Source organism: uncultured Ramlibacter sp., from assembly GCF_936925435.1.
Classification (GTDB): Bacteria; Pseudomonadota; Gammaproteobacteria; order Burkholderiales; family Burkholderiaceae_C; genus Ramlibacter.
The window spans coordinates 140460-160683 of the sequence record NZ_CAKZHQ010000003.1; the positions used below are offsets into that span (position 1 = coordinate 140460).

General features: G+C 66.1%; 21 protein-coding genes. 4 read left to right on the forward strand and 17 right to left on the reverse strand.

The features are described from left to right. Nucleotides 1–87 precede the first annotated feature (87 nt). Entirely contained in the window at nt 88–759 is a 672-nt protein-coding gene (locus Q0632_RS02905; RefSeq protein ID WP_298924153.1) for a nucleoside-diphosphate sugar epimerase, read from the forward strand. A 9-nt stretch (nt 760–768) separates the two neighbouring features. On the opposite strand, the gene Q0632_RS02910 is transcribed toward Q0632_RS02905, so the two are convergent. From Q0632_RS02910 to Q0632_RS02950, 10 genes are all read right to left on the reverse strand, one after another. After that, the gene (locus Q0632_RS02910) at nt 769–1395 is read right to left on the reverse strand and encodes a LysE family transporter (RefSeq protein ID WP_298924154.1); all 627 of its coding nucleotides are present in this window, start codon (nt 1393–1395) and stop codon (nt 769–771) included. Between the two features lie 56 nt (nt 1396–1451). Beyond that, nucleotides 1452–1877 (reverse strand): hypothetical protein, encoded by a 426-nt coding sequence (locus Q0632_RS02915; protein ID WP_298924155.1) that lies wholly within the window; start codon nt 1875–1877, stop codon nt 1452–1454. A gap of 56 nt (nt 1878–1933) precedes the next feature. After that, nucleotides 1934–2248, reverse strand: a complete 315-nt coding sequence (locus Q0632_RS02920) for a hypothetical protein (RefSeq protein ID WP_298924156.1) — start codon at nt 2246–2248, stop codon at nt 1934–1936. A 100-nt stretch (nt 2249–2348) separates the two neighbouring features. Next, a complete protein-coding gene (locus Q0632_RS22335) occupies nt 2349–2852 on the reverse strand; it encodes an HNH endonuclease (protein WP_367181164.1) in 504 nt (167 codons plus the stop codon). Nucleotides 2853–3149: 297 nt separating this feature from the next. Continuing rightward, entirely contained in the window at nt 3150–4340 is a 1191-nt protein-coding gene (locus Q0632_RS02925) for a mandelate racemase/muconate lactonizing enzyme family protein (protein WP_298924157.1), read from the reverse strand. Between the two features lie 37 nt (nt 4341–4377). After that, entirely contained in the window at nt 4378–5151 is a 774-nt protein-coding gene (locus Q0632_RS02930) for a transglutaminase family protein (protein ID WP_298924158.1), read from the reverse strand. A 144-nt stretch (nt 5152–5295) separates the two neighbouring features. Beyond that, nucleotides 5296–6303, reverse strand: coding sequence for a TRAP transporter substrate-binding protein (locus Q0632_RS02935; RefSeq protein WP_298924159.1), 1008 nt, complete (start codon nt 6301–6303; stop codon nt 5296–5298). Nucleotides 6304–6344: 41 nt separating this feature from the next. After that, complete coding sequence (locus Q0632_RS02940; protein ID WP_298924160.1) at nt 6345–7643, reverse strand: TRAP transporter large permease subunit; 1299 nt, start codon at nt 7641–7643, stop codon at nt 6345–6347. Next, nucleotides 7640–8194 carry a TRAP transporter small permease gene (locus tag Q0632_RS02945; protein WP_298924162.1) on the reverse strand — a complete coding sequence of 185 codons (555 nt, stop codon included), beginning with the start codon at nt 8192–8194 and terminating at the stop codon, nt 7640–7642. Before Q0632_RS02945 ends, Q0632_RS02940 begins: the two co-directional genes overlap by 4 nt. Then, nucleotides 8191–8958 carry a FadR/GntR family transcriptional regulator gene (locus tag Q0632_RS02950; RefSeq protein WP_298924164.1) on the reverse strand — a complete coding sequence of 256 codons (768 nt, stop codon included), beginning with the start codon at nt 8956–8958 and terminating at the stop codon, nt 8191–8193. Before Q0632_RS02950 ends, Q0632_RS02945 begins: the two co-directional genes overlap by 4 nt. 68 nt (nt 8959–9026) lie before the next feature. Here Q0632_RS02950 and Q0632_RS02955 point away from each other — a divergent pair, with 68 nt between their 5' ends. The 3 genes from Q0632_RS02955 (at nt 9027) to Q0632_RS02965 (ending at nt 12241) form a co-directional block, all read left to right on the forward strand. After that, entirely contained in the window at nt 9027–10769 is a 1743-nt protein-coding gene (locus Q0632_RS02955) for an IlvD/Edd family dehydratase (RefSeq protein WP_298924166.1), read from the forward strand. A 10-nt stretch (nt 10770–10779) separates the two neighbouring features. Next, the gene (locus tag Q0632_RS02960; protein WP_298924170.1) at nt 10780–11289 is read left to right on the forward strand and encodes a GNAT family N-acetyltransferase; all 510 of its coding nucleotides are present in this window, start codon (nt 10780–10782) and stop codon (nt 11287–11289) included. Between the two features lie 415 nt (nt 11290–11704). Continuing rightward, a complete protein-coding gene (locus Q0632_RS02965; RefSeq protein ID WP_298924173.1) occupies nt 11705–12241 on the forward strand; it encodes a HEPN domain-containing protein in 537 nt (178 codons plus the stop codon). A 448-nt stretch (nt 12242–12689) separates the two neighbouring features. On the opposite strand, the gene Q0632_RS02970 is transcribed toward Q0632_RS02965, so the two are convergent. Genes Q0632_RS02970 through Q0632_RS03000 form a run of 7 tightly spaced genes read right to left on the reverse strand, consistent with a single transcriptional unit; the run spans nt 12690 to nt 20216 of the window. Next, the gene (locus Q0632_RS02970; protein ID WP_298924175.1) at nt 12690–14147 is read right to left on the reverse strand and encodes an amidohydrolase family protein; all 1458 of its coding nucleotides are present in this window, start codon (nt 14145–14147) and stop codon (nt 12690–12692) included. Further along, entirely contained in the window at nt 14137–15051 is a 915-nt protein-coding gene (locus Q0632_RS02975; RefSeq protein WP_298924177.1) for a MurR/RpiR family transcriptional regulator, read from the reverse strand. Before Q0632_RS02975 ends, Q0632_RS02970 begins: the two co-directional genes overlap by 11 nt. 15 nt (nt 15052–15066) lie before the next feature. Beyond that, a complete protein-coding gene (locus Q0632_RS02980; RefSeq protein ID WP_298924428.1) occupies nt 15067–16338 on the reverse strand; it encodes an amino acid deaminase in 1272 nt (423 codons plus the stop codon). Then, nucleotides 16338–17318: an ABC transporter ATP-binding protein gene (locus Q0632_RS02985; protein ID WP_298924179.1), complete on the reverse strand. Its 981-nt coding sequence runs from the start codon at nt 17316–17318 to the stop codon at nt 16338–16340. Before Q0632_RS02985 ends, Q0632_RS02980 begins: the two co-directional genes overlap by 1 nt. Next, nucleotides 17315–18427, reverse strand: coding sequence for an ABC transporter ATP-binding protein (locus Q0632_RS02990; protein ID WP_298924181.1), 1113 nt, complete (start codon nt 18425–18427; stop codon nt 17315–17317). The genes Q0632_RS02985 and Q0632_RS02990 overlap by 4 nt, the downstream gene beginning before the upstream one ends. After that, entirely contained in the window at nt 18424–19269 is an 846-nt protein-coding gene (locus tag Q0632_RS02995; protein WP_298924183.1) for an ABC transporter permease, read from the reverse strand. Before Q0632_RS02995 ends, Q0632_RS02990 begins: the two co-directional genes overlap by 4 nt. Next, nucleotides 19266–20216 (reverse strand): ABC transporter permease, encoded by a 951-nt coding sequence (locus tag Q0632_RS03000; RefSeq protein ID WP_298924185.1) that lies wholly within the window; start codon nt 20214–20216, stop codon nt 19266–19268. The genes Q0632_RS02995 and Q0632_RS03000 overlap by 4 nt, the downstream gene beginning before the upstream one ends. Nucleotides 20217–20224: the final 8 nt, after the last annotated feature.

Below are 20224 nucleotides of genomic sequence, written 5' to 3' on the forward strand. Positions count from 1 at the left end.
GGCTCCAGAGCGCACCAAAAGGGCGCGAGATGCTACGAAAACCGTAGCACCTCGCGCCCTTTTCACTTTGCCAGCACAATCGCCGGCATGACAGACAGCCCCGCTTCCCGCACCGTGCTGCTCGCCGGCGCCTCCGGCCTGGTCGGCCGCGAGATCCTCAAGGGCCTGCTGGCCGATGCCACGGTGAGCGAGGTCCACACGCTGGGAAGGCGCAAGCTGCAGCTGGAACATCCCAAACTCACGCAGCACATGGTCGACTTCGCCGCCCTGCCCGCCCTGCCGCCGGCGCAGGAGGTCTACCTGGCGCTGGGCACGACCATCAAGGTGGCCGGCAGCCAGGCGGCCTTCCGCGCCGTGGACTACGAAGCGAATCTGGCCGTGGCCCAAGCGGCGATGGCAGCCGGCGCGATGAAAGCAGGACTTGTCAGCGCAATGGGGGCGAGCGCCAGTTCGTCCATCTTTTACAACCGCACCAAGGGCGAACTGGAAGACGCGCTGGGCGGCCTGGGCCTGGCCACCCTGGTCATCGCCCGCCCCTCCTTCCTGGCCGGCGACCGTGAGGCCCTGGGACAGCCGCTGCGCGGCGGCGAGAAGCTGGCCCTGAACGTCTCACGCTGGCTGGCGCCGCTGATTCCCGACAACTTCAAGTCGGTTCCGGCGGCAGCGGTGGCCAATGCATTGCTGCAGAACCTGCCGACGGCAACCGGCAAGAAGGTGGTGGTGTCGGGGGAGATGCAGAAGCAGCCGGCGCACGGCTGAGGCCCGCGTTCAGCGCGCGCGCAACTCCTGGACGGCGGTGGCGATCAGGCGCAGGCCGAACGCACCGACCAGCAAAGCCGAGCAACGCGTCAGCAGGCGGCAGTGGCGCAGGTAGGCGCGCTGCACGCCGGCCTGCGACAGCGCGAAGGCCAGGAAGCCGTGCCAGAGCCAGGAGTTCGCATAGACCATCGCCACCGCTGCGGCCACATGCCAGGCCGAGGGCTGGGCCGGCAATGCGGTGGCGAACACGCTGCCGTAGAACAGTGCGATCTTGGGATTGAGCGCGCTGGTCACGAAGCCGGCGCGCAAGGCCTGACGGGCACCCATGCTGGCGCTGTCCGCCACCGGGACAGCACCGCTGCCGCGCAGCAGCTCCCATGCCAGGTAGAGCAGGTAGAGCCCGCCCGCGACCTGGGCCGCCTGGCGCAATGCAGGATGGGCGGTGAAGACGGCGCCCACGCCCGCCACCGCCAGCAGGGCCCAGGCCAGCGTCCCCGTCGTCATGCCGACCACCGCCGCCAGCGCCGCGCGGCGCGAGCCCCCAGCGGCCAGCTGGCCGATCAGCACGAAGTTGAAGCCTGGGATGAGCAGGATGGCCCAGTGCAGGGCCGCGATGGTGAGAAGAGAGGAAAGCATGTGGAACGCTCAGGCTGGCTGGCCGTGTCAAAGGAGAGCTTCGACGAACTGCATGGCTATTGCGTTCGGAACACGGAAATCGGTGTGGCCGGACTCGTGGTCAAGACCACCACAACGTAGCCGAAGCGGGATGGCTCGGCCTTCAAGTTGTACCGGCAAAATGCCTGGGCGATGTTCTGGATACACGCGATCGTCAGGTTCTGCCGTTCGGCAACAGGCAGATAGCTTTCAGCTTCAGCGTGAGTGGACACTCGATACTCGCATCCCGCGCCGCAGGAAATGTTTCGCCAAGGCTCAGCGCCGATCCGGCCCTCGACCACCCATTGATTGCCAGCCGACGAAAGCCGGTATGCGGCCGTTGGCGCGCCATCCTTCACGAGGACTGTGTAGGTTCCGGCATCCAAGTTGGAGATGGGTTGCGAAAACGCAGATGGAGACCAACAGGCGATCGATGCAAGAAACAACCATGCCGCGCGAACCATTGCTTGCCTTCTAACGTTTGAACTAAGCCGCGCCGCGACGTCGCGTGAGTGAACTGTCAGGACTCGTTGACGGGAAGGGCGGAATAGGGGTGAACCGCAATACGCATGGGCTGTTCGGCCAACAAATTGATGATCTCATCGCGAAGTTCGTCAGCAAGCGAGCTGTTCTCATAAGCGGCCTTCGCTTCGTCGGATCTGAAGACCTCAATGTTCCAGAGGGTGTCCGGATCTCCGTCCTCGCGAGCGATGATGAATCTGTCGGAGGCGCCAGACTTCGTCATTCCGATAGTGGCCAGTTCAAACAACTTGTCGCCCAGTCCTGCCTTGGCGCGCATCTTGATGATGTATGCGGGCTGATCTTGAAGTGCCATGATGTTTCCTTTCGAGTCCTAGCGTGCATGTAACCGGCGACTTGCGCCAGGAGGGAGCGGAGCGACCGGACGCCGCAAGGCGTCCGTGTTGACTGGCTTGTTAGAGCTCACGCTTCCTCCTTTGCTCCGCGGCGTCCCGCAACCTTCGGGCAGTCTCAAGGAATCTCTCCCATTCAGACAGCAGTTCTGAGTATGCGACTTGCTCCTCGATGGAGAGGGCGGTCTCCAACCTTATTGCTTCGTACCCATGCGCTTGGACATGCGCTTCCACCAGTGCAATCTGGGCCTCTGCGTCGCCAGGATATCTGCTGCGGAGGAAGGGGCGCCAGTCCTTCTCGCCTCGCGAGTCATTGCACGTCTGACATGCTGGGACAACATTGCCAGGCACGAGTTCACCGAACTTCGTGACGGGCACCAGGTGGTCAGGCACTATGCCTCGGTTCTCCCGAGTCGGCTCGCCGCCGCAAAAGGTGCAGCACTCGCCGAACTCCTTGAGCACTCGGGCCCATTGCTCGCGGGTCATCGTCTGCCGAGGGGCAACGATTTCGCGAAGGCCGCGAGCGACGTTGTACTGCATGCGTCCGAAGTGCTTCGTGCCCGGCATGTGAGCTCTAACGTAATTTAGACCGCAGCCAGAAAAGCGTTATCCCGCACGTGCGGGATAACAGGTCTCGCTTCGGTGACGTAAGTGCATGTGGTGACATGGTTTTTTTTCTGCGATGCGGGATATTAGCTTCAATAAATCCAGACCACAAAGCCCGCAAGGGAGCGGCGCAGCGAAGTCAGGCACGATGCCAACCAACCACCCGCCAAACCGCATGCGGCTTGGCTCGCGCGAGGGGGAGTCCTGGATCCCGGATCAAGTCCGGGATGACAGCCAGGAGGCCGGGATCACTGAAAGCTAAGACTCCCGAACGATGGCATCCTTGCGCTTGTGCAGGTCGGGCAGCAGCTCGATGCCCAGACCGGGTTTGTCGTTCAGCGAAATCATGCCGTTCTTCACCGTGGGCAGCTCGGTCACCAGCTCCTTGTACCAGCCGGTGTAGAAGGCGCGCACGCTTTCCTGGATCAGCGCGTTGGGCGCGTGCAGGGAGAGGTGGGTGGACGCGGCCCAGACCACCGGGCCGGTGCAGTCGTGCGGAGCGACGGGCAGCTGCCAGGCGTCGGCCATGGCGGCGATCTTGCGTGCTTCGGTCAGGCCGCCGCACCACGAGAGGTCCAGCATCGCCACGCCCGCCACACCGGTCTGCAGGTAGTCCTTGAAGCCCCACTTGTAGCTCAGGGTCTCGCTGGCGCAGATCAGGGCCTCGCAGTCCCTGGCGTACTGCTTGAGCAGGTCCAGCGAATCCATGCGGATCGCGTCCTCGTGCCAGAAGGTGTTGAAGGGCTTCAGGGCGCGGGCGATCTTCTGCGCCATGGGCAGGCGCCACAGGCTGTGGAACTCCACCATGATGTCCATCTTGTCGCCTACCGCGCTGCGGATCTTGCGGAAAGGCTCCAGCGCCAGGTCCAGGTCGGCGTTGCTGATGTACTGACCGTGGCTGGCCTCGGCCGCCGGGTCGAAAGGCCAGATCTTCATGGCCGTCACGCCCTCGGACAGCAGGGACAGCGCCAGTTCGTCGGCGTGGTGCAGGAAGCCCTGCAGGTCTTCGTAAGGGCCGTTGTTGTTTGCCAGCCCCCAGTTGGACGAGGTCTGGTTCTGGTTGCCGCGGATGTACTGGTAGCCAGCGCAGGTGTTGTAGATGCGGATGGCGTCGCGACTCTTGCCGCCCAGCGCGGTGTGGACCGGCATGTTGGCGGCCTTGCCGAAGATGTCCCACAGGGCGATGTCGACGGCGGAGTTGCCGCGCGTCTCCACGCCCGATCCACGCCAGCCCAGGTAGCCGGTCAGGTCGCGGTTGCGCGCCTCGATGGCCAGTGGGTCGCTGCCCACCAGGCGCGGCGCCGCCCATTCGTGCAGGTAGGCCTCCACCGCCTCGGCGCCCATGAAGGTCTCGCCCAGGCCGACCAGACCCTCGTCCGTATGCAGACGCACCCACAGGATGTTGGGAAATTCGCCAAGCCGGATGGTTTCGAGGCGGGTGATCTTCATGGCAAGCCTTGTGTCGAAGGCGCGCTCTTGGCGCCGCTCAGGAGAGTTTGCCCGTGCCGCGGTCGGTGCTCGGCGGCCGTTCGGCGCGCAGGTCGCGGATGGCCAGGCCCACCGTGGGCACGAGGATGTTCAGGTGCACCGCCCGCGAGAAGCGCGGGTGCATCTGGCTGTAGATGGCGGATTCGACAAAATGCTGCGGGTCGTGGAACACGCCCAGATCGCGCACCACCATCGGGTCTTCTGCCGTGGACTTGCCGCCCAGGAAGGCGTCGTCCATGCCGTTCCAGACCGACTGGCCGTTACGGTGGATGCCGTAGCCCCACTCCCAGTCACGGTCCTTCAGGCGCTGGCGCGCCGCCGCCATGTAGGCAGCATCAACAATGTAGGTGTCCACGCTGACCCAGCGGTCGCCCAGCCAGATCTCGGCCAGCGGGCGCGAGATGTTGCTCATGGTGGAGGTCAGGCCGCGCAGGATCTCGCCGCGCAACTCGATGTAGCGCAAACGCGCCGGGATGCCGGCCGAGCGCATCAGCGCCACCAGCAAGGTGGCCTTGTCGGGCGCGTCGGCCTGGCTGGCGTCGAACACCTGGCGGGCCGTGCGCAGACGCAGCTTGAAGGGCCTGCCGTAGAGGATGCGTTTGACGAAGTTGTAGATCGCCAGCGCCTTGTCGCGCTCGCTGGTGCACAGCTGCGTCAGCGCATGGCTGCGCAGGCGCAGCCTGGAGTCTTCCAGGTCGAGCAGCGCGGACGCGCTCAGCCAGCGCTCCGGCGCATCGAGCGCGCCGGCTTGTTCATCGGCCAGGTCTTGCACGGGTTTTTTCCAACGACGACTGGACGCCCGGCTGGTGCCGGGCTGTTCCTGTCTGCGGTCCTGACGGCGAAGCGCCGTGGCTGCAGATCTTGTAGAAACAATTCTAGCGGCCACGGCGCAAAAACCACGTGCTTTACTGGCGGATCAACCGCCGCGCGACTTCTTCAGTGCTTCCAACACCACATTGACGGCTTCGGCGCCGATGGTCGGCACGTTCTTTTCGTAGACCGGCTTGACCTTCTCGAACATGCGCTTCTGTTCGGCCGGCGTCACCTCGTTGACCGTCATGCCCTTGGTCTTGAGCGTGACCAGCGACTTCTCGTTGAGGCTGCGGTTGGCGGCGCGCTGCACCTTCTGGCCCTCGATGGCGGCTTCACGCAACACGGCCTGCTCCTGCGGGTTGAGCGTGTCCCACAGCTTCTTGCTATAGAGAATCAGGAAAGGCGTGTAGGCGTGGCGCGTCACCGACAGGTACTTCTGGACCTCGTTGAACTTGGAGGTCTCGATGGTGACGAAGGGGTTCTCCTGGCCGTCGATGGTCTTGGTCTCCAGCGCGGTGAAAACTTCGCCGAAGGCCATCGGCACGGCGTTGGTGCCCAGGGTCTTGAAGGTGTCCAGGAAGATGTTGTTCTGCATCACGCGCAGCTTGACGCCGTCGAAGTCCTCGACCTTGGCGACCGGGCGCTTGCTGTTGGTCAGGTTGCGAAAACCGTTCTCCCAGTAAGCCAGGTTGACCAGGCCGGCTTCTTCCAGCTTCTTGTTGAAGTACGCGCCGGCCGGGCCGTCGAGCACCGCGTCGGCTTCCTTCTCGCTGGCGAACAGGAAGGGCAGGTCGAACGCGCCCAGTTCCTTGACGATGCCCACCAGCGGCGAGCTGGAGGTGCAGACCATCTCCTGGGTGCCGGCGCGCAGTGCCTGCGTGGCAGGCAGGTCGCCGCCGGCGGCGCCGCCCCAGAAGGCGACGATCTTCATCTTGCCGCCGGTCTTGGCCGCCAGGATCTCCTGCATCTTCTTGACGCCGACGCCCACCGGGTGGTCCTCGTTGACACCGTTGGTGAACTTGATGGTCCGGTCGGCGAACTGGGCGAAAGCCGGCGCGGCGGCCAGCAGAGCGGTAGCGGCCAGGGCCACCAGGGTGCGACGCTTGAACATGGATGTCTCCTTTGGAATGGTTGGGGTCGGTCGGGGAAAAACTAGCGCATGAAAAACTTGAGCGGCACCAGGACCAGGTCCGGGAAGGCCACCAGCGAGAACAGCACGATCAGCTGGGCGATGAAGAACGGCATCACGCCCTTGAAGGCATCGTCCATGGTGATGCGGGCCACGCCGCTGACCACGTTGAGCACCGTGCCCACCGGCGGGGTGATCAGGCCGATGGCGTTGTTCATGATGAACAGCACGCCGAAGTAGACCGGGTCAATGCCGGCCTTGAGCACCACCGGCATCAGCACCGGGGTGAGGATCAGCACCGTGGGCGTGAAGTCCAGCGCCGTGCCGATGAGCACGATGAGGATCATCATGATGAACATCAGCAGCATCTTGTTGCCCATGAAGGGCTCAAGCAGGGTCGCCACTTCGGCCGGGATGTTGGCCACCGTGATCAGCCAGGCGCTGACCATGGCGGCGGCCACCAGGAACATCACCACCGCGGTGGTCTTGCCGGCCGCCAGCGTCAGCTTGTAGAGCATGTTCAGCTTGAGCTCGCCGTAGACGAACATGCCGACCACCAGTGAGTACACGGCCGCCACCACGGCCGCCTCGGTGGGCGTGAAGATGCCGAACTTCATGCCGCCGATGATGATGACGGGCAGGAACAGGGCCAGGCTGCCGCGCCAGGTCTCCTTCAGGCGCTCGCCCATGGGCACGCGCGGCGCCGACTTGACGTTTTCTTTCTTGGCGACGAAGAACCAGGCGATGCCGATGGCCAGGCCCATCAGGATGCCCGGGAAGATGCCGGCCAGGAACAACTTGGTGATGGACACGTTGCCGGCCACGCCAAAGATGATGAAGCCGATCGAGGGCGGAATGATGGGCGCGATGATGCCGCCCGAGGCGATCAGGCCGGCCGAGCGCTTCACGTCGTAGCCGGCCGCCTTCATCATGGGGATGAGCAGGGCCGCCAGGGCCGCCGTGTCGGCGACGGCGGAACCGGAGATCGAGGCCATGATGATGGCAGCCACCACCGCCACGTAGCCCAGGCCACCCCGCAGGTGGCCGACCCAGGCCAGGGCCAGGTTGACGATGCGCCGCGACAGGCCGCCGGCGGTCATGAACTCGCCGGCCAGCAGGAAAAAGGGCACGGCCAGCAGCGGGAAGTTGTCGGCACCGTCGACAAAGCGCTGGGCGATGATCTGGCTGTCGAAGGCCGGCAGGCCGCCGATGGCCGCCAGGTAGCCCATGATGGCGACACCGCAGACCAGCAGGGCGTAGGCAATCGGCATGCCCAGCGCCATGGCGCCCAGCAGCGAGAAGATGAAGACCGAAACCGTCATGCTGCGGTCCTCGCTTCGGGCGATGCACCAGCAACAGGCGGCGCCACGTCCTCCGACTCCATCACCTGGACCAGCTCGTCTTCGGAGACGCGGCCCATGGCCAGGCGGATCAGCTTGCTGACGTTGAAGACACCCATGACGACAGACACCACATAGCCGATGCCATAGACCCAGATCATGGAGATGCCCACCACCGGCGAGATGTTGGTCACCTGCAGGTTGTGCATCTGGTAGGTGCCCATCAGGAACAGCACATTGCAAAACAGCATCAGGCCCTGGCTGAGCGCGAAGCAGATCTTCTTGCCGGCCAGCGGCAGCTTGCGGATCAGCGTGTCCACGCCCAGGTGGGCGCCGTCGCGCATGGCGACCATGGCGCCGATGTACGTCAGCCAGATGAAGCAGTAGCGCGACATCTCTTCCGAGATGGTTATGCCGGAGTTGAAGCCGTAGCGCAGCACGACGTTGCCGAAAACCATGATGACCATGGCCACCATGCAGGCGACGACGAGCAGCTCCAGCAGCTTGAAGAATGAATCGATGGCTTTTTTCATGGAGTTATGGATGCCGGGTTCAGGGCCGCTTTGAGATGCGGTGCGGGGAGATTGAGCTGGGGCAGGCGCTTGCGCGTGGCAAGCACCTCCTCGATGTCTTCGCGGGCGCCGTCGATCAGCACCAGCACGGCCTTCTCGGCCTTGGCTGGCTGGCGCGCGGCCACCGCGTCCAGCACGGCGCGGTGCAGCGGCAGCGAGGCCCTGGGACCGTCCTTGCGGGTGGTGGAGATCTCGAAGCTGGTGCGCAGCAGGGCGCCCAGCGCCTTGCTCATTTGCACGATCATGCGGTTGTGGCAGGCACGCAGCAGGCCCTGGTGGAAGCGCAGGTCGTGCGTCACGTAGTCGCCGCCCTCCTCCACTGCCTTGCGCATGCCTTCGTAAGCAGCCTCGATGCCGGCGATGTCTTGCGGAGTGGCGCGCTCGGCCGCCATGCGCACGGCGGCCGGCTCGACCACACGGCGCAGTTCCTGCAGGTCGCGCAGGAACTCGCGCGTCAGGCCGGCCTTGGACTGCCAGATGACCACATCGGGGTCGAACCAGTTCCAGTGCTCGGAGGTCAGCACACGCGTACCGACCTTGGGGCCGGTGCTGACCAGGCCCTTGGCCACCAGCGACTTGACCGCCTCACGCACCACGGTGCGGCTGACGCCGAGCTCCACGCCCAGCAGCGGCTCCGGCGGGATCGACGCGCCTGGCCCGTAGCGGCCTGCGACGATGGCCTCGCCCAGGTGGTCCACCGTATTGCCGTGCACGTTCTTGATCATGGTTTCCACTACATCCGAATCGGCAATCGTATGACCATAATATGTTTACCAATTCAGGACTAACCCGAATGTCTGACCAAAACAAACCCCGCAAACCCTCCCACGAACTTCGCAGCCAGCAATGGTTTGGCCGGCAAGACCGCGATGGCTTTGCCTACCGCAGCTGGGTCAAAGGCAAGGGCGTGCCGCACGACCAGTTCGATGGCCGCCCCGTCATCGGCATCTGCAATACCTTCAGCGAGCTGACCCCCTGCAACAGCCACTTCCGCACTCTCGCGGAGCAGGTGAAGATCGGCGTCTACGAGGCCGGCGGCTTCCCACTGGAGTTTCCGGTGATGTCGCTGGGCGAGACACTGCTGCGGCCCACGGCCATGCTGTACCGCAACCTCGCATCGATGGACGTGGAAGAAAGCATCCGCGGCAACCCGATCGACGGCGTGGTGCTGCTCATGGGCTGCGACAAGACCACGCCTTCTCTTTTGATGGGCGCGGGCAGTGCCGGCCTGCCGACCATCGGCGTGTCGGGCGGCCCGATGTTGAACGGCAAGTGGCGCGGCCAGGAGCTGGGCTCGGGCACGGGCGTGTGGAGCATGAGCGAGCAGGTGCGTGCCGGCACGCTCAAGCTGGCCGACTTCTTTGAGGCCGAATCCTGCATGCACCGCAGCCACGGCCACTGCATGACCATGGGCACGGCCTCGACCATGGCCAGCATGGTCGAAGCCCTGGGCATCGGCCTGCCGGGCAACGCCGCCTACCCCGCGGTGGACGGCCGCCGCAATGTGCTGGCACGCAATGCCGGCCGCCGCATCGTGGAGATGGTGCACACTGACCAGACCATCAGCAAGGTGCTGACGCGTGAGGCCTTTGAAAACGCCATCCGCACCCTGGCGGCGATTGGTGGCAGCACCAACGCCGTGATCCACCTGATCGCCATCGCCGGCCGCCTGGGCCTGAAGCTGACCATCGACGATTTCGAGAAGCTGGGTAGCGAGCTGCCCTGCCTGGTGAACCTGCAGCCCTCGGGCGAGCACCTGATGGAAGACTTTTGCTACGCCGGCGGCCTGCCTGTGGTGATGAAGGAGATCCAGCACCTGCTGCACAAGGACATCGTCACCGTCAGCGGCAAGACCGTGGCCGAGAACATCGCCGACGCGGAGAACTACGACCCGCGCGTGATCAAGAAGTTTGACGCACCCTTCAAGGAAAAAGCCGGCATCGCCATCCTGCGCGGCAACCTGGCGCCGCGCGGCGCTGTGATCAAGCCCAGCGCGGCAACCCCGTCACTGATGGTCCACACCGGCCGCGCCGTGGTCTTCGAGGACAGCACGGATTTTCACAAGCGCATCGACGACGACAACCTGGACGTGGACGAGACCTGCATCCTGGTGCTCAAGAACTGCGGCCCCAAGGGCTACCCCGGCATGGCCGAAGTGGGCAACATGCCGCTGCCGCCCAAGGTGCTCAAGAAGGGCATCACGGACATGGTGCGCATCAGCGACGCCCGCATGAGCGGCACGGCCTACGGCACGGTGGTGCTGCACACCACACCCGAAGCGGCGGCCGGTGGCCCGCTGGCCATCGTGCAAAACGGCGACATGATTGAGCTGAACGTGCCCGAGCGCAGGCTGCAATTGCTGATCAGCGACGAAGAATTGAAGGCCCGCCTGGCCAAGTGGACGGCCCCGCCGCCGGCCCTGGATTCGGGCTACTGGAAGCTGTACATCGACCACGTGCTGCAAGCCGACGAAGGCGCCGACCTGGACTTCCTGGTCGGGCAGCGCGGCGCGTTTGTCCCCAAAGACAACCACTGAACGGCCAGGCATGCAGATTCGCCAGGGCCATGCAGGAGACGAAGCCCTCGTCGCGCAGGTGCTGGAAGCAGCCGCCGCCTCGCTGCGCGCCAAAGGCCGCCTGATCTGGGGCCCGTCCGAGATCAACGAAGCCGCGGTGCGCGACCAGGTCAAGGCCGGCATGTACCACATCGGTTTCGACGGCGAAGGCCTGGCCGGTGTCTTTCGCATCCAGTGGGAAGACCAGGACTTCTGGCCGGAGATGACGCAGGCCGACGCCGCCTACGTCCACAAGCTCGCAGTCCCGCCGCACCGCCAGGGCCGCGGCATTCCGCAAGTCCTGCTGGCCCATGCCTGCACCCTGGCCCGCAAACAGGGCCGCCGCTACCTGCGCCTGGACTGCATGGGCGGGCAACCGGGCCTGCGCAATGTGTACGAGAGCTTCGGCTTCCAGCACCACAGCGAGAAGCAGATGGGCGAGCACGTGTTCGACCGCTTCGAGCTCGATCTCGCTGCCCCTGCCCTGTCATCCCGGGCTTGACCCGGGATCCATCGTGGCGTGCGAGCCAAGCCGCATGCGGGCGGGCTGCGGGGCGCTGGTGTGGCGGCCGTTTACTCGCTGCGCTCGGTGCACGGCTTCCCTGGGCTGGCACGGTTGTCCGACCGCACGGCGCAACTCACAGAGCGCCTAAGGCCGCTCTGTTCGAGCAAGCGCCGTAAGTCAGAGCACGAAGCGCTACGCGCCGGCCGGACAACCGGCCAGCCCAGGCGCCCCACAAGCGCCCCGCAGCCCGCCCGCATGCGGCTTGGCGGACCCGGGTTTGCGACAGCCCGAGGACGGGCACACCAGAGCTTGCTGCTATAAATCAGACACTTGAACAAGACAGCGGAGGGCCCTCGATGAATCGTCAGCCATGTGATGCCGCGTCTCTGCGGCCTGTATCAGGTTAGAGCTCATGACGCACACCTCACGCGCAGCAGCCACATTTGAATCCTCTATTGAGGACGCGTCCGTACTCCTGGACAGCGCGCTGCAGCAACCGCAGGAGAAAGCGGACGTACTGAAGCGGGCCGGCCTGGTCATGGCGCTTACCGCGTGGGAGACCTACGTCGAGGATCGAATCCTCGAGGCAGTTCAATCGCGCCTGCGAGCGTTGAATGGAAGTCCTGTGGGGACCTTCGTCATGAGCAAGCTGCAGGAGGAGCTCAAGAGGTTTCACAACCCGTCTTCAGAGAAGACGAGACGGATCTTCCTGGAGTACTTGGAAGTGGACGTGACCTCTGCTTGGAAATGGCAAAATTTCGAGCCTCTGACGGCCCGAAAGACGTTGGATGACCTTGTCTCGAAACGAGGAGACGCGGTTCACCGCTCCCGTCCATCCTCCGAGAATGGCAATCCCGGACACCTGGTGAAACGCGAAGAACTTGAGAAGGCCATTCGCTTTCTCAAGGGCTTGGTGAGTGCAACCGAAAAGGCACTGATCGAGCAATGAGCTCTACATAACAATCGACACGGACGTGGTGCTTGCTCAGGTTTGATTGACACCCTGCGCCGACAGGCCGTGCGCTTACGAATTCACAGCAAGAAGTTACAGACCCGCTTGGGTGACATGCCAAGTCCGCACTGAAGCGGCGGCCGGCCACCTTCCGCCAAGCCGCATGCGGGCGGGCTGCGGGGCGCTTGTGAGGCGCCTGGACTGGCCGGTTGTCCGGCCGGCGCGTAGCGCTTCGTGCTCTGACTCACGGGACTTGCTCGAACAGAGCGGCCTTAGGCGCTCTGTGAGTTGTGCCGTGCGGCCGGTCAACCGTGCCAGCCCAGGGGAGCCGGGAACGGAGCGCAGCGAGTGAGTGGCCGCCACACCAGCGCCCCGCAGCCCGCCCGCATGCGGCTTGGCGAGCGCGCCACGATGGATCCCGGATCAAGTCCGGGATGACAGCGACCTAGCCGCGCCGCAGGAAGCGCCCCGCCCTGTCACCAGTTGCTCGCCCTTCAGCGGTGTAGCTCAAGACGCCGTTGACCCAGACCTTCTCTATGCCTTCGCTGAACTGCACCGGCGCCTCGAAGGTGGCCGCATCGCGCACGCTCTTCGGATCGAAGAGCACGACGTCGGCGGCGTAGCCGGCCTTCAGCTCACCCCGGCCTTGCAGGCGGAAGCGCATGGCCGAGAGGCCGGACATCTTGTGGATGGCTTGTTCGAGCCGCAGCAGGCCCTTCTCGCGCCAGTAGCAGGCCAGCACCCTGGGGAAGGCCCCCCACAGGCGCGGATGGGGGCGCTCGTCGTGCGGCAGGCCGTCGGAGCCGATCATGGACAGGGGGTGGGTGATGACGCGCTCCACGTCGTCTTCGCGCATCTGGAAGTAGCAGGCGCCGCCGGGCATCAGGCGGCGGCAGGCGTCCTGTTGGCTCACGCTCCACTCACGCGCAATGTCGGCGATGTACCGCCCGACCATTTCCGGGTGCGGCTGGCTGCCTGTGATCAGCACATCGATGATGCCGTCCACCAAGTCTTCGCGCAGCACGGTGGAACCGGCGGTGTAGGGATAGACGTCCAGCGAGATGTCCTGCTCTTTCGCCATCTTCTCGATCAGCGGCAGGGTCTCCTGGGTACGGCCCCAGTTGGCGGGACCGGCGCACTTGTGGTGCGACAGCACGAGTGGCAGGCCGGACTGTTTGGCCGTCTGCGCCGCCTCTTGCAAAGCAGGCAAGATGCCGGCCAGCTCGTCGCGGATGTGGGTGGCATAGACGCCGCCATTGCGCGCCGCCACCGTCGCCACCGCCACCAGTTCTTCCATGTCGGCGGCGTAGGCCTCGGCATAGAACACGCCGGACGACAGGCCCAGGGCGCCTGCGTCCATGGCTTCCTGCATGGCGGCGGCCATGGCCTCGCGCTCGCCGGCGTTGGCGGGCTGGCTCAGATCGCTCATGTGGCGCATGCGCAGGGCCGTGTGGCCCAGCAAGGCCGCGACGTTGACGCCGGGCTGGGCCGCATTGACCGCCTGCGCATAGGCCGCCATGGTGGCGTGACGGAACTGGCGCGCGCCCAGCAGGGACAGCGGCGCGGCGGGCGCATCGGTCACCACTGGTGCCAGCGAAATGCCGCAGTTGCCAACCACCACCGTGGTCACGCCCTGCGACAGCTTGGGCAGCATGTCGGGCTTGTCCAATGCCGCGGCGTCGTCGTGGGTGTGGACGTCGATGAAACCCGGCGCGGCGACCAGGCCTGTGCAGTCGATGGCTTGCGGATTGCCGTGCTCTTGCAGCAGGCGCTGGTCAATCTCGCCCGGTAGCGCCAGGGCAATGATGGTGTCGCCCGCCAGCAGCAGGTCCCCGGTCCAGGCCGGCGCGCCCGTGCCATCGACGATGCTCGCGTTCTTCAGCAAAGTGGCTTTAGCGCTCATCGCCCTCGCCCTCCTCGTTGCTGTCGCGCACGCCCGAGTATTCGGCGCTGTCGAAGCCGTGGCGGTGCAGCAGCTGCTTGAACTGCGCCAGGCCATGCGCCACCTGCGGGTCCAGCTTTTGCGCCAGGCGCACCATCAGGATCTCGATCACCACCAGATGCGCCAGGTAGGCTTCCGTGCCCACGCGCATCACCGCGTCCTGTGGCACGGACACGGGCAGCAGCAGATCGGCGATCTGCGCCAGCGGCGTGTCGGGCTGGGTCAGGGCGACCACGGTCGCACCTTGCGCTCTGGCGAAGCGCGCCGCTTCCAGCGTGTAAGGCATGCGGCCCACATGCGAGACCACGAAGGCCACGCCCTGCGGGCCCAGGGTGCTGGCCGAGACCAGTTGCTGGTGGGCGTCGAAAATCGCGTTGGAGTTCTTGCCCAGGCGGAACAAGCGGCTTTGCAGCTCGCTGGCCATGAAGGTCGAGGCGGCGCCCACCGAGTAGCAGTCGATGCGCTGGGCCTGGGCCAGCTTGTCGGCCACCTGGTCAATCACGGCCGGGTCGATGCGCCGGCCCAGTTCGGCCAGCGAGGACACTGCCGCCTGGATGATCTTGCTACTCACCTCGCTGGCGCCGTCATCGGCCAGCACGCTGCGGTGCAGGTGGGAGCCCGAGACGGCCAGGTCCTGCGCCAGGGCCAGCATGAATTCGCGCACAGACTCGTGGCCGAAGCTGCGGCAGGTGCGCACGATAGTCGGCATGGAGACGCCGGCCTGGCGGGCCAGCTGCTCCACCGTCGCGCCGACCGCCGCGCGCGGGTCCTCCAGCACCGCCCGCACCACGCTGCGCTGGGCTTCCGGCAATTCATCCAGCCGCTCGTGCAGCTGCCGCAGCAGGCCGTGGGAAGAAGCGTTCATTCTTGCGCCCTGCCCTCAGAACCGGGTATGGACCGCGCCGGTGATGGCGCCGTCGTCTTCGATCACCGGCATCCAGCGCCACTTGTCGAAGGTGGTGCAGGGGTGGGAGATGCCCAGGCCCACGCGGTCGCCCACCTGGGGCGCCGTGCCCGCCGGGTCATAGCGCAGGTAGGCATGCTGGTCATTGAGCGCGCTGATGGTCCAGCCCGCCGGTGAATCGGTGGCGCTGCGCGCACCACGCGGCGCATGGGCGATGGGGATGGGCATCTCCAGATCGTAGGAGACGTCACGCCGGCCGCAGGTCAGCAAGGCCAGGCCGGGCTCGGGCACGGACTGCACCATGGCCCAGACTTCCAGGGCCGGCTGCAGAGACTCCTTCAAACCCTCGCGCTGCTCGACATTCTTCAAAAAGCGCGCGTAGTTGCCGTGGTCGTGCGTCACATAGCAGCCCGAGCGCAGCACGCCGCGCACCGGCTTGGACAGGTTCTGGGCGCGCAGCAGCGGGACCACCAGGTCGAACACCGCCGAGCCGCCGGCCGTCAGCAGGATCTCTTCATCGGCGAACAGTTTCTGGTCGTCGCAGGCCTTGGCCGCATCGAGCACGCGGCGCACCAGGGCCGTGACCTCGCGGGCATCGTGCTCGCTCTCGCACTTGGCCACGCCGCCCTCGTAGGTTTCGATGCCGCCCAGTCGCGCCACGCTGGACTTCGCGATGGCCTGGGCCAGGCTGACAGCCTCTTCCAATGTGCGGCAGCCTGTGCGCTGGCCGGGCACGCCCATCTCCAGCAGCACGTCAAAGCAGCGCGCGTTGCCACGGCGTTGCGCCCAGTCCTGCATCAGCTGCAGCTGGGCCAGCGAATCGACCAGGAACCAGACGCGCAAGCCCTCGTGGCGTTGCAGCAAGGCGTCCAGGCCGTCCAGGTCCGCATCGCAGACCACCTGGTTGGCGATGATGATCTTGCGCGCGCCGGCTTCGGCGCCCACCGACACCTGGTAGACGGTGGCAAAGGTCAGGCCCCAGGCACCAGCTTGCAGTTGCAGAGCGAACAGTTCGGGCGACATGGTGGTCTTGCCGTGCGGCGCCAGCTCCACGCCCTTGCGATGCGCAAAGTCCTGCATCCACTGCAGGTTGTGCTCCACGGCCGGACGCCGCAGCACGGCCAGCGGGTAGGCCAGGTCGTCGGCCAGCAGATGCCAGCCGCGCGCGGCGATGCCGCTTGCCGTCACAGGCGATGCCGTCAGCGGAAAGCTCTTGTGGTGGCGGTCAATGAGGGTGTCGCTTCGCATCATGGTGGTGTGGGCAGGTCGGTGCGCCAGCAGGCGGTCCAGCGGCCGTCGCCCAGATCGCGCAGCGGCGTGGCGTTCTCGGCGCAGGCCGCAATCGCATGCGGGCAGCGGGTGCGAAAGACGCAACCCGAGGGTGGATGGGCCGGGCTGGGCAGATCGCCTTGCAGCAGCGGGATGGTCCGGCGGCGTGCCGGGTCGGGAATGGGGGCCGCGGCCAGCAAGGCCTGGGTGTAAGGATGCAGGGGCTGGGCGTAGAGCGCCTCGGTGGGCGCGATCTCCATCACCCGGCCCAGGTAGAGAACGACAACGCGGTCGCAGATGTACTCCACCACGTCCAGGTCGTGCGAGATGAACAGCAGGGTCAGGCCCAGCTCCTCCTTCAACTCGCCCAACAGGTTGACAACCTGGGCCTGGATGGACACATCCAGCGCCGACAGCGGCTCGTCGGCGACGATGAACTTGGGCTGCACGGCCAGGGCACGGGCGATGCCGATGCGCTGGCGTTGCCCGCCACTGAATTCATGCGGGAAGCGCTCTGCATGCTCGGGGCGCAGACCCACCTGCTGCAGCAGCTCGTGGATGCGCGGCGTGCGCGCCTCGCCCTTGGCCAGGCCATGGGTGTCCAGCGCCTCGGCCAGCACCTGGCGGATGCGCATGCGCGGGTTCAGGCTGGCGTACGGATCCTGGAAAATGATCTGGATGTCCGAGCGCAGCGGCCTGTACTGCGACTGCGACAGGCCTGCCAGGTCGCGCGTGACGCCATCGGCGTGGTAGAGCATCTGGCCGGCCGTGGGGTCGACCAGGCGCGTCAGCAAACGGCCGATCGTGCTCTTGCCCGAGCCCGATTCGCCGACCAAGCCCAGGGTCTCGCCGGTGTGGATGGTGAAGCTCACGTCGTCCACAGCGCGCACCGGGTGCGCACCGCCGCCGAAATGTTTGCGCAGGCCACGCACTTCGACCAGGTCTTGCACGTCGCTCATGCGGCCACCTCTTCCCGCACGGCAATGCAGCGCACCTGGCGCTGCGTGTCCAACGGCGCCAGCACTGGCATGGCGGCGTCGCAGTCCTCGCTGTGCAGCGGGCAGCGCGGGCCAAAGGCGCAGCCCGGCGGCGGCGCCAGCGGGCTGGAGACCTGGCCGGCAATCGCCACCAGCTTGCGCCGGCCCGGCCCGGCCTGCCCCTGCTTCTGGCGCGCCACGCCCGGCAGGCAGGCCAGCAGGCCGCGGGTGTAGGGATGGGCCGGGCTGGCGAACAGCTGGTGCACAGGCGCCGACTCCACGATGCGGCCGGCATACATCACGGCCACGGCGTCGGCGTACTGCGCCACCACGCCCAGGTTGTGGGTGACGAAGAGCATGCTCATGCCGGTCTCTTTCTGCAGCCGGCCCATCAAGGCCAGGATCTGGGCCTGGATGGTCACGTCCAGCGCGGTCGTCGGTTCGTCGGCGATCAGCAGCGTGGGATTGCAGGCCATGGCCATGGCGATCATCACACGCTGGCGCATGCCGCCGGACAGTTGGTGCGGGTACTCGTGCAGGCGGCGCGCGGCGGCCGGAATCTCCACCAGTTCCAGCATGCGCAGCGCATGGGCCAGGGCAGCGCGCGTGTCCAGCCCCAGGTGCAGGCGCACGCTCTCGGCGATCTGCTCGCCGATGGCCAGCACCGGGTTCAGGCTGGTCATGGGCTCCTGGAAGATCATGGCCAGCTCGTTGCCACGCAGGGCGCGTTTCTCGGCTTCGTTCAGGGCCAGCAGGTTGACGCGCCGGCCGTCGCGGCGCACGAACCAGGCTTCGCCCTCTACCCTGGCCTGTGAGGTCTTGGCATGCAGGCCCATCAGCGACAGGCTGGTGACCGACTTGCCCGAGCCCGACTCGCCCACCAGGGCAAGCGTCTGGCCCGGCGCGATGGCAAAGGAGACATCGGCCACGCTCTGGATGCGGCCGGCGTCGGTGGCAAACGAGGTGGACAGGCCGCTGACTTCGAGGCGGTTCGCCGCCTGAGCGCTGGGCCGCCCCAAGCCAGGCGCGGCCCCCTCGGGGGGCAGCTGCCACACGGAGTGGGCAAGCGTGGGGGCCTTATTCGTGCTCATGTGGCCTTCTTCAGTTTGGGGTCCAGCAGGTCGCGCACGCCGTCGCCCAGCATCTGCAGCGACAGCGCCGTCAGCACGATGGCCAGTCCAGGGCTGAGGATGGTCCAGAAGGCCTTGTCGGCATACTCCAGGCTGCCGGCGATCATGGTGCCCCAGGTCGGGATGTCGGGCGGCACGCCCACACCCAGGAAGGACAGGCCGGCTTCGGCCAGGATGGCATAGGCGAAGATGAAGGTCACCTGCACCAGCACCGGCGACATCAGATTGGGCAGGATGTGCGACCACAGGATGCGCGGCGTGCGCACACCCAGGGCCCGTGCCGCGTCGACGAAGAGCAGCTCGCGCAGCACCAGGGTGGCGGCGCGCACCACGCGGGCCACGCGCGGTGTGTAGACGATGACCAGGGCCAGCATCACGTTCCACAGCGACACGCCCAGGATGGCGACCAGGGCGATGCCCAGCAGGATGTCGGGGAAGGCCATCATGGCGTCCACCAGCCGCATGATGGGCGCGTCCAGCCGGCGGAAGAACCCAGCCAGCATGCCCAGCAAGGTGCCGAACAACACGGCACCGGCAGCGGTCACACCGCCGATGAGGAGCGAGTAGCGCGCGCCGTGGATGATGCGCAGCATCACGTCGCGTCCCAGTTCGTCGGTGCCGGCCCAGTGCTCGCCAGACGGTGCGTGCAGGCGCTGGCTGACCGTGATTTCGTTGGGATCGGCGCCGCTGACCCAGGGATAGACGATGGCCGTGGTCACCACCAGGAACAGGGCGATGGCCGCGGCCAGCACGATGCGGCGCGCAAACAAGCGGCGCAGGGTTGAAGCGAAACGGCCGTTCATTGGGCTTCCAGCCGGATGCGCGGATCGACCAGGGTGTAGAGCAGGTCGATCAGCAGGTTGATGAAGACATAGATGGCGGCGATCACCAGCAGCGTGCCCTGTATGACGGGGTAGTCGCGCCGCAGCACGGCGCGCACCACCAGGTTGCCGACGCCGGGCAGGTTGAACACCGTCTCGGTCACCACCGTGCCGCCGATCATCAAGGCCACCGTCAAACCGATGACGGTGATGATGGGCACCAGGGCGTTGCGCAGCACATGCTTGACCATGACAACGCGCTCGGGCAGGCCCTTGGCGCGCGCCGTGCGCACATAGTCTTCACCCAGGATGTCGAGCATGGAGGCGCGGGTGAAACGGATGATGAGCGCCGAATTGAGCAGGCCCAGCACCGTAGCCGGCAGGGCCAGGTGGTACAGGCGCGCTCCCAGGCCCATGCCGGGGTCGCCATAGCCCGAGGCCGGAAACCAGCCCAGGTGCACGGCAAACAGCTGGATCAGGATCAGCCCCAGCCAGAAGCTGGGCACGCTGGCACCCAGCATGGCAACACTGCTCACCGCCTGGTCGGCGGCACTGCCGCGCCAGATGGCGGCGGCCATGCCGCAGGGGATGCCGATCAGGGCCGCGATGCCCACCGCGAACAGGGCGAGGAAGAGCGTGGGCTCGGCCCGCTCCAGCAAGGCCTGGGCGACGGGCCGCTGCAGGAAGATGGACTGGCCCAGGTTGCCGTGGGCCAGCTCACCCAGCCAGAGCGTGAACTGCGTCAACAGCGGCTTGTCCAGGCCGTACTGCACGCGCGCCTGGGCGATGTCGGCAGCCGTCGCCTGGTCGCCCAAGAGCAAGGCCATGGGATCGCCCGAGGCCAGGCGGGTGAGCGCAAACACCAGGACGGCGACCAGGGCCAACACCACCGCCGCACCCGCCAGGCGGCCGACTAGAAAACGCAGCATGGAAGAAC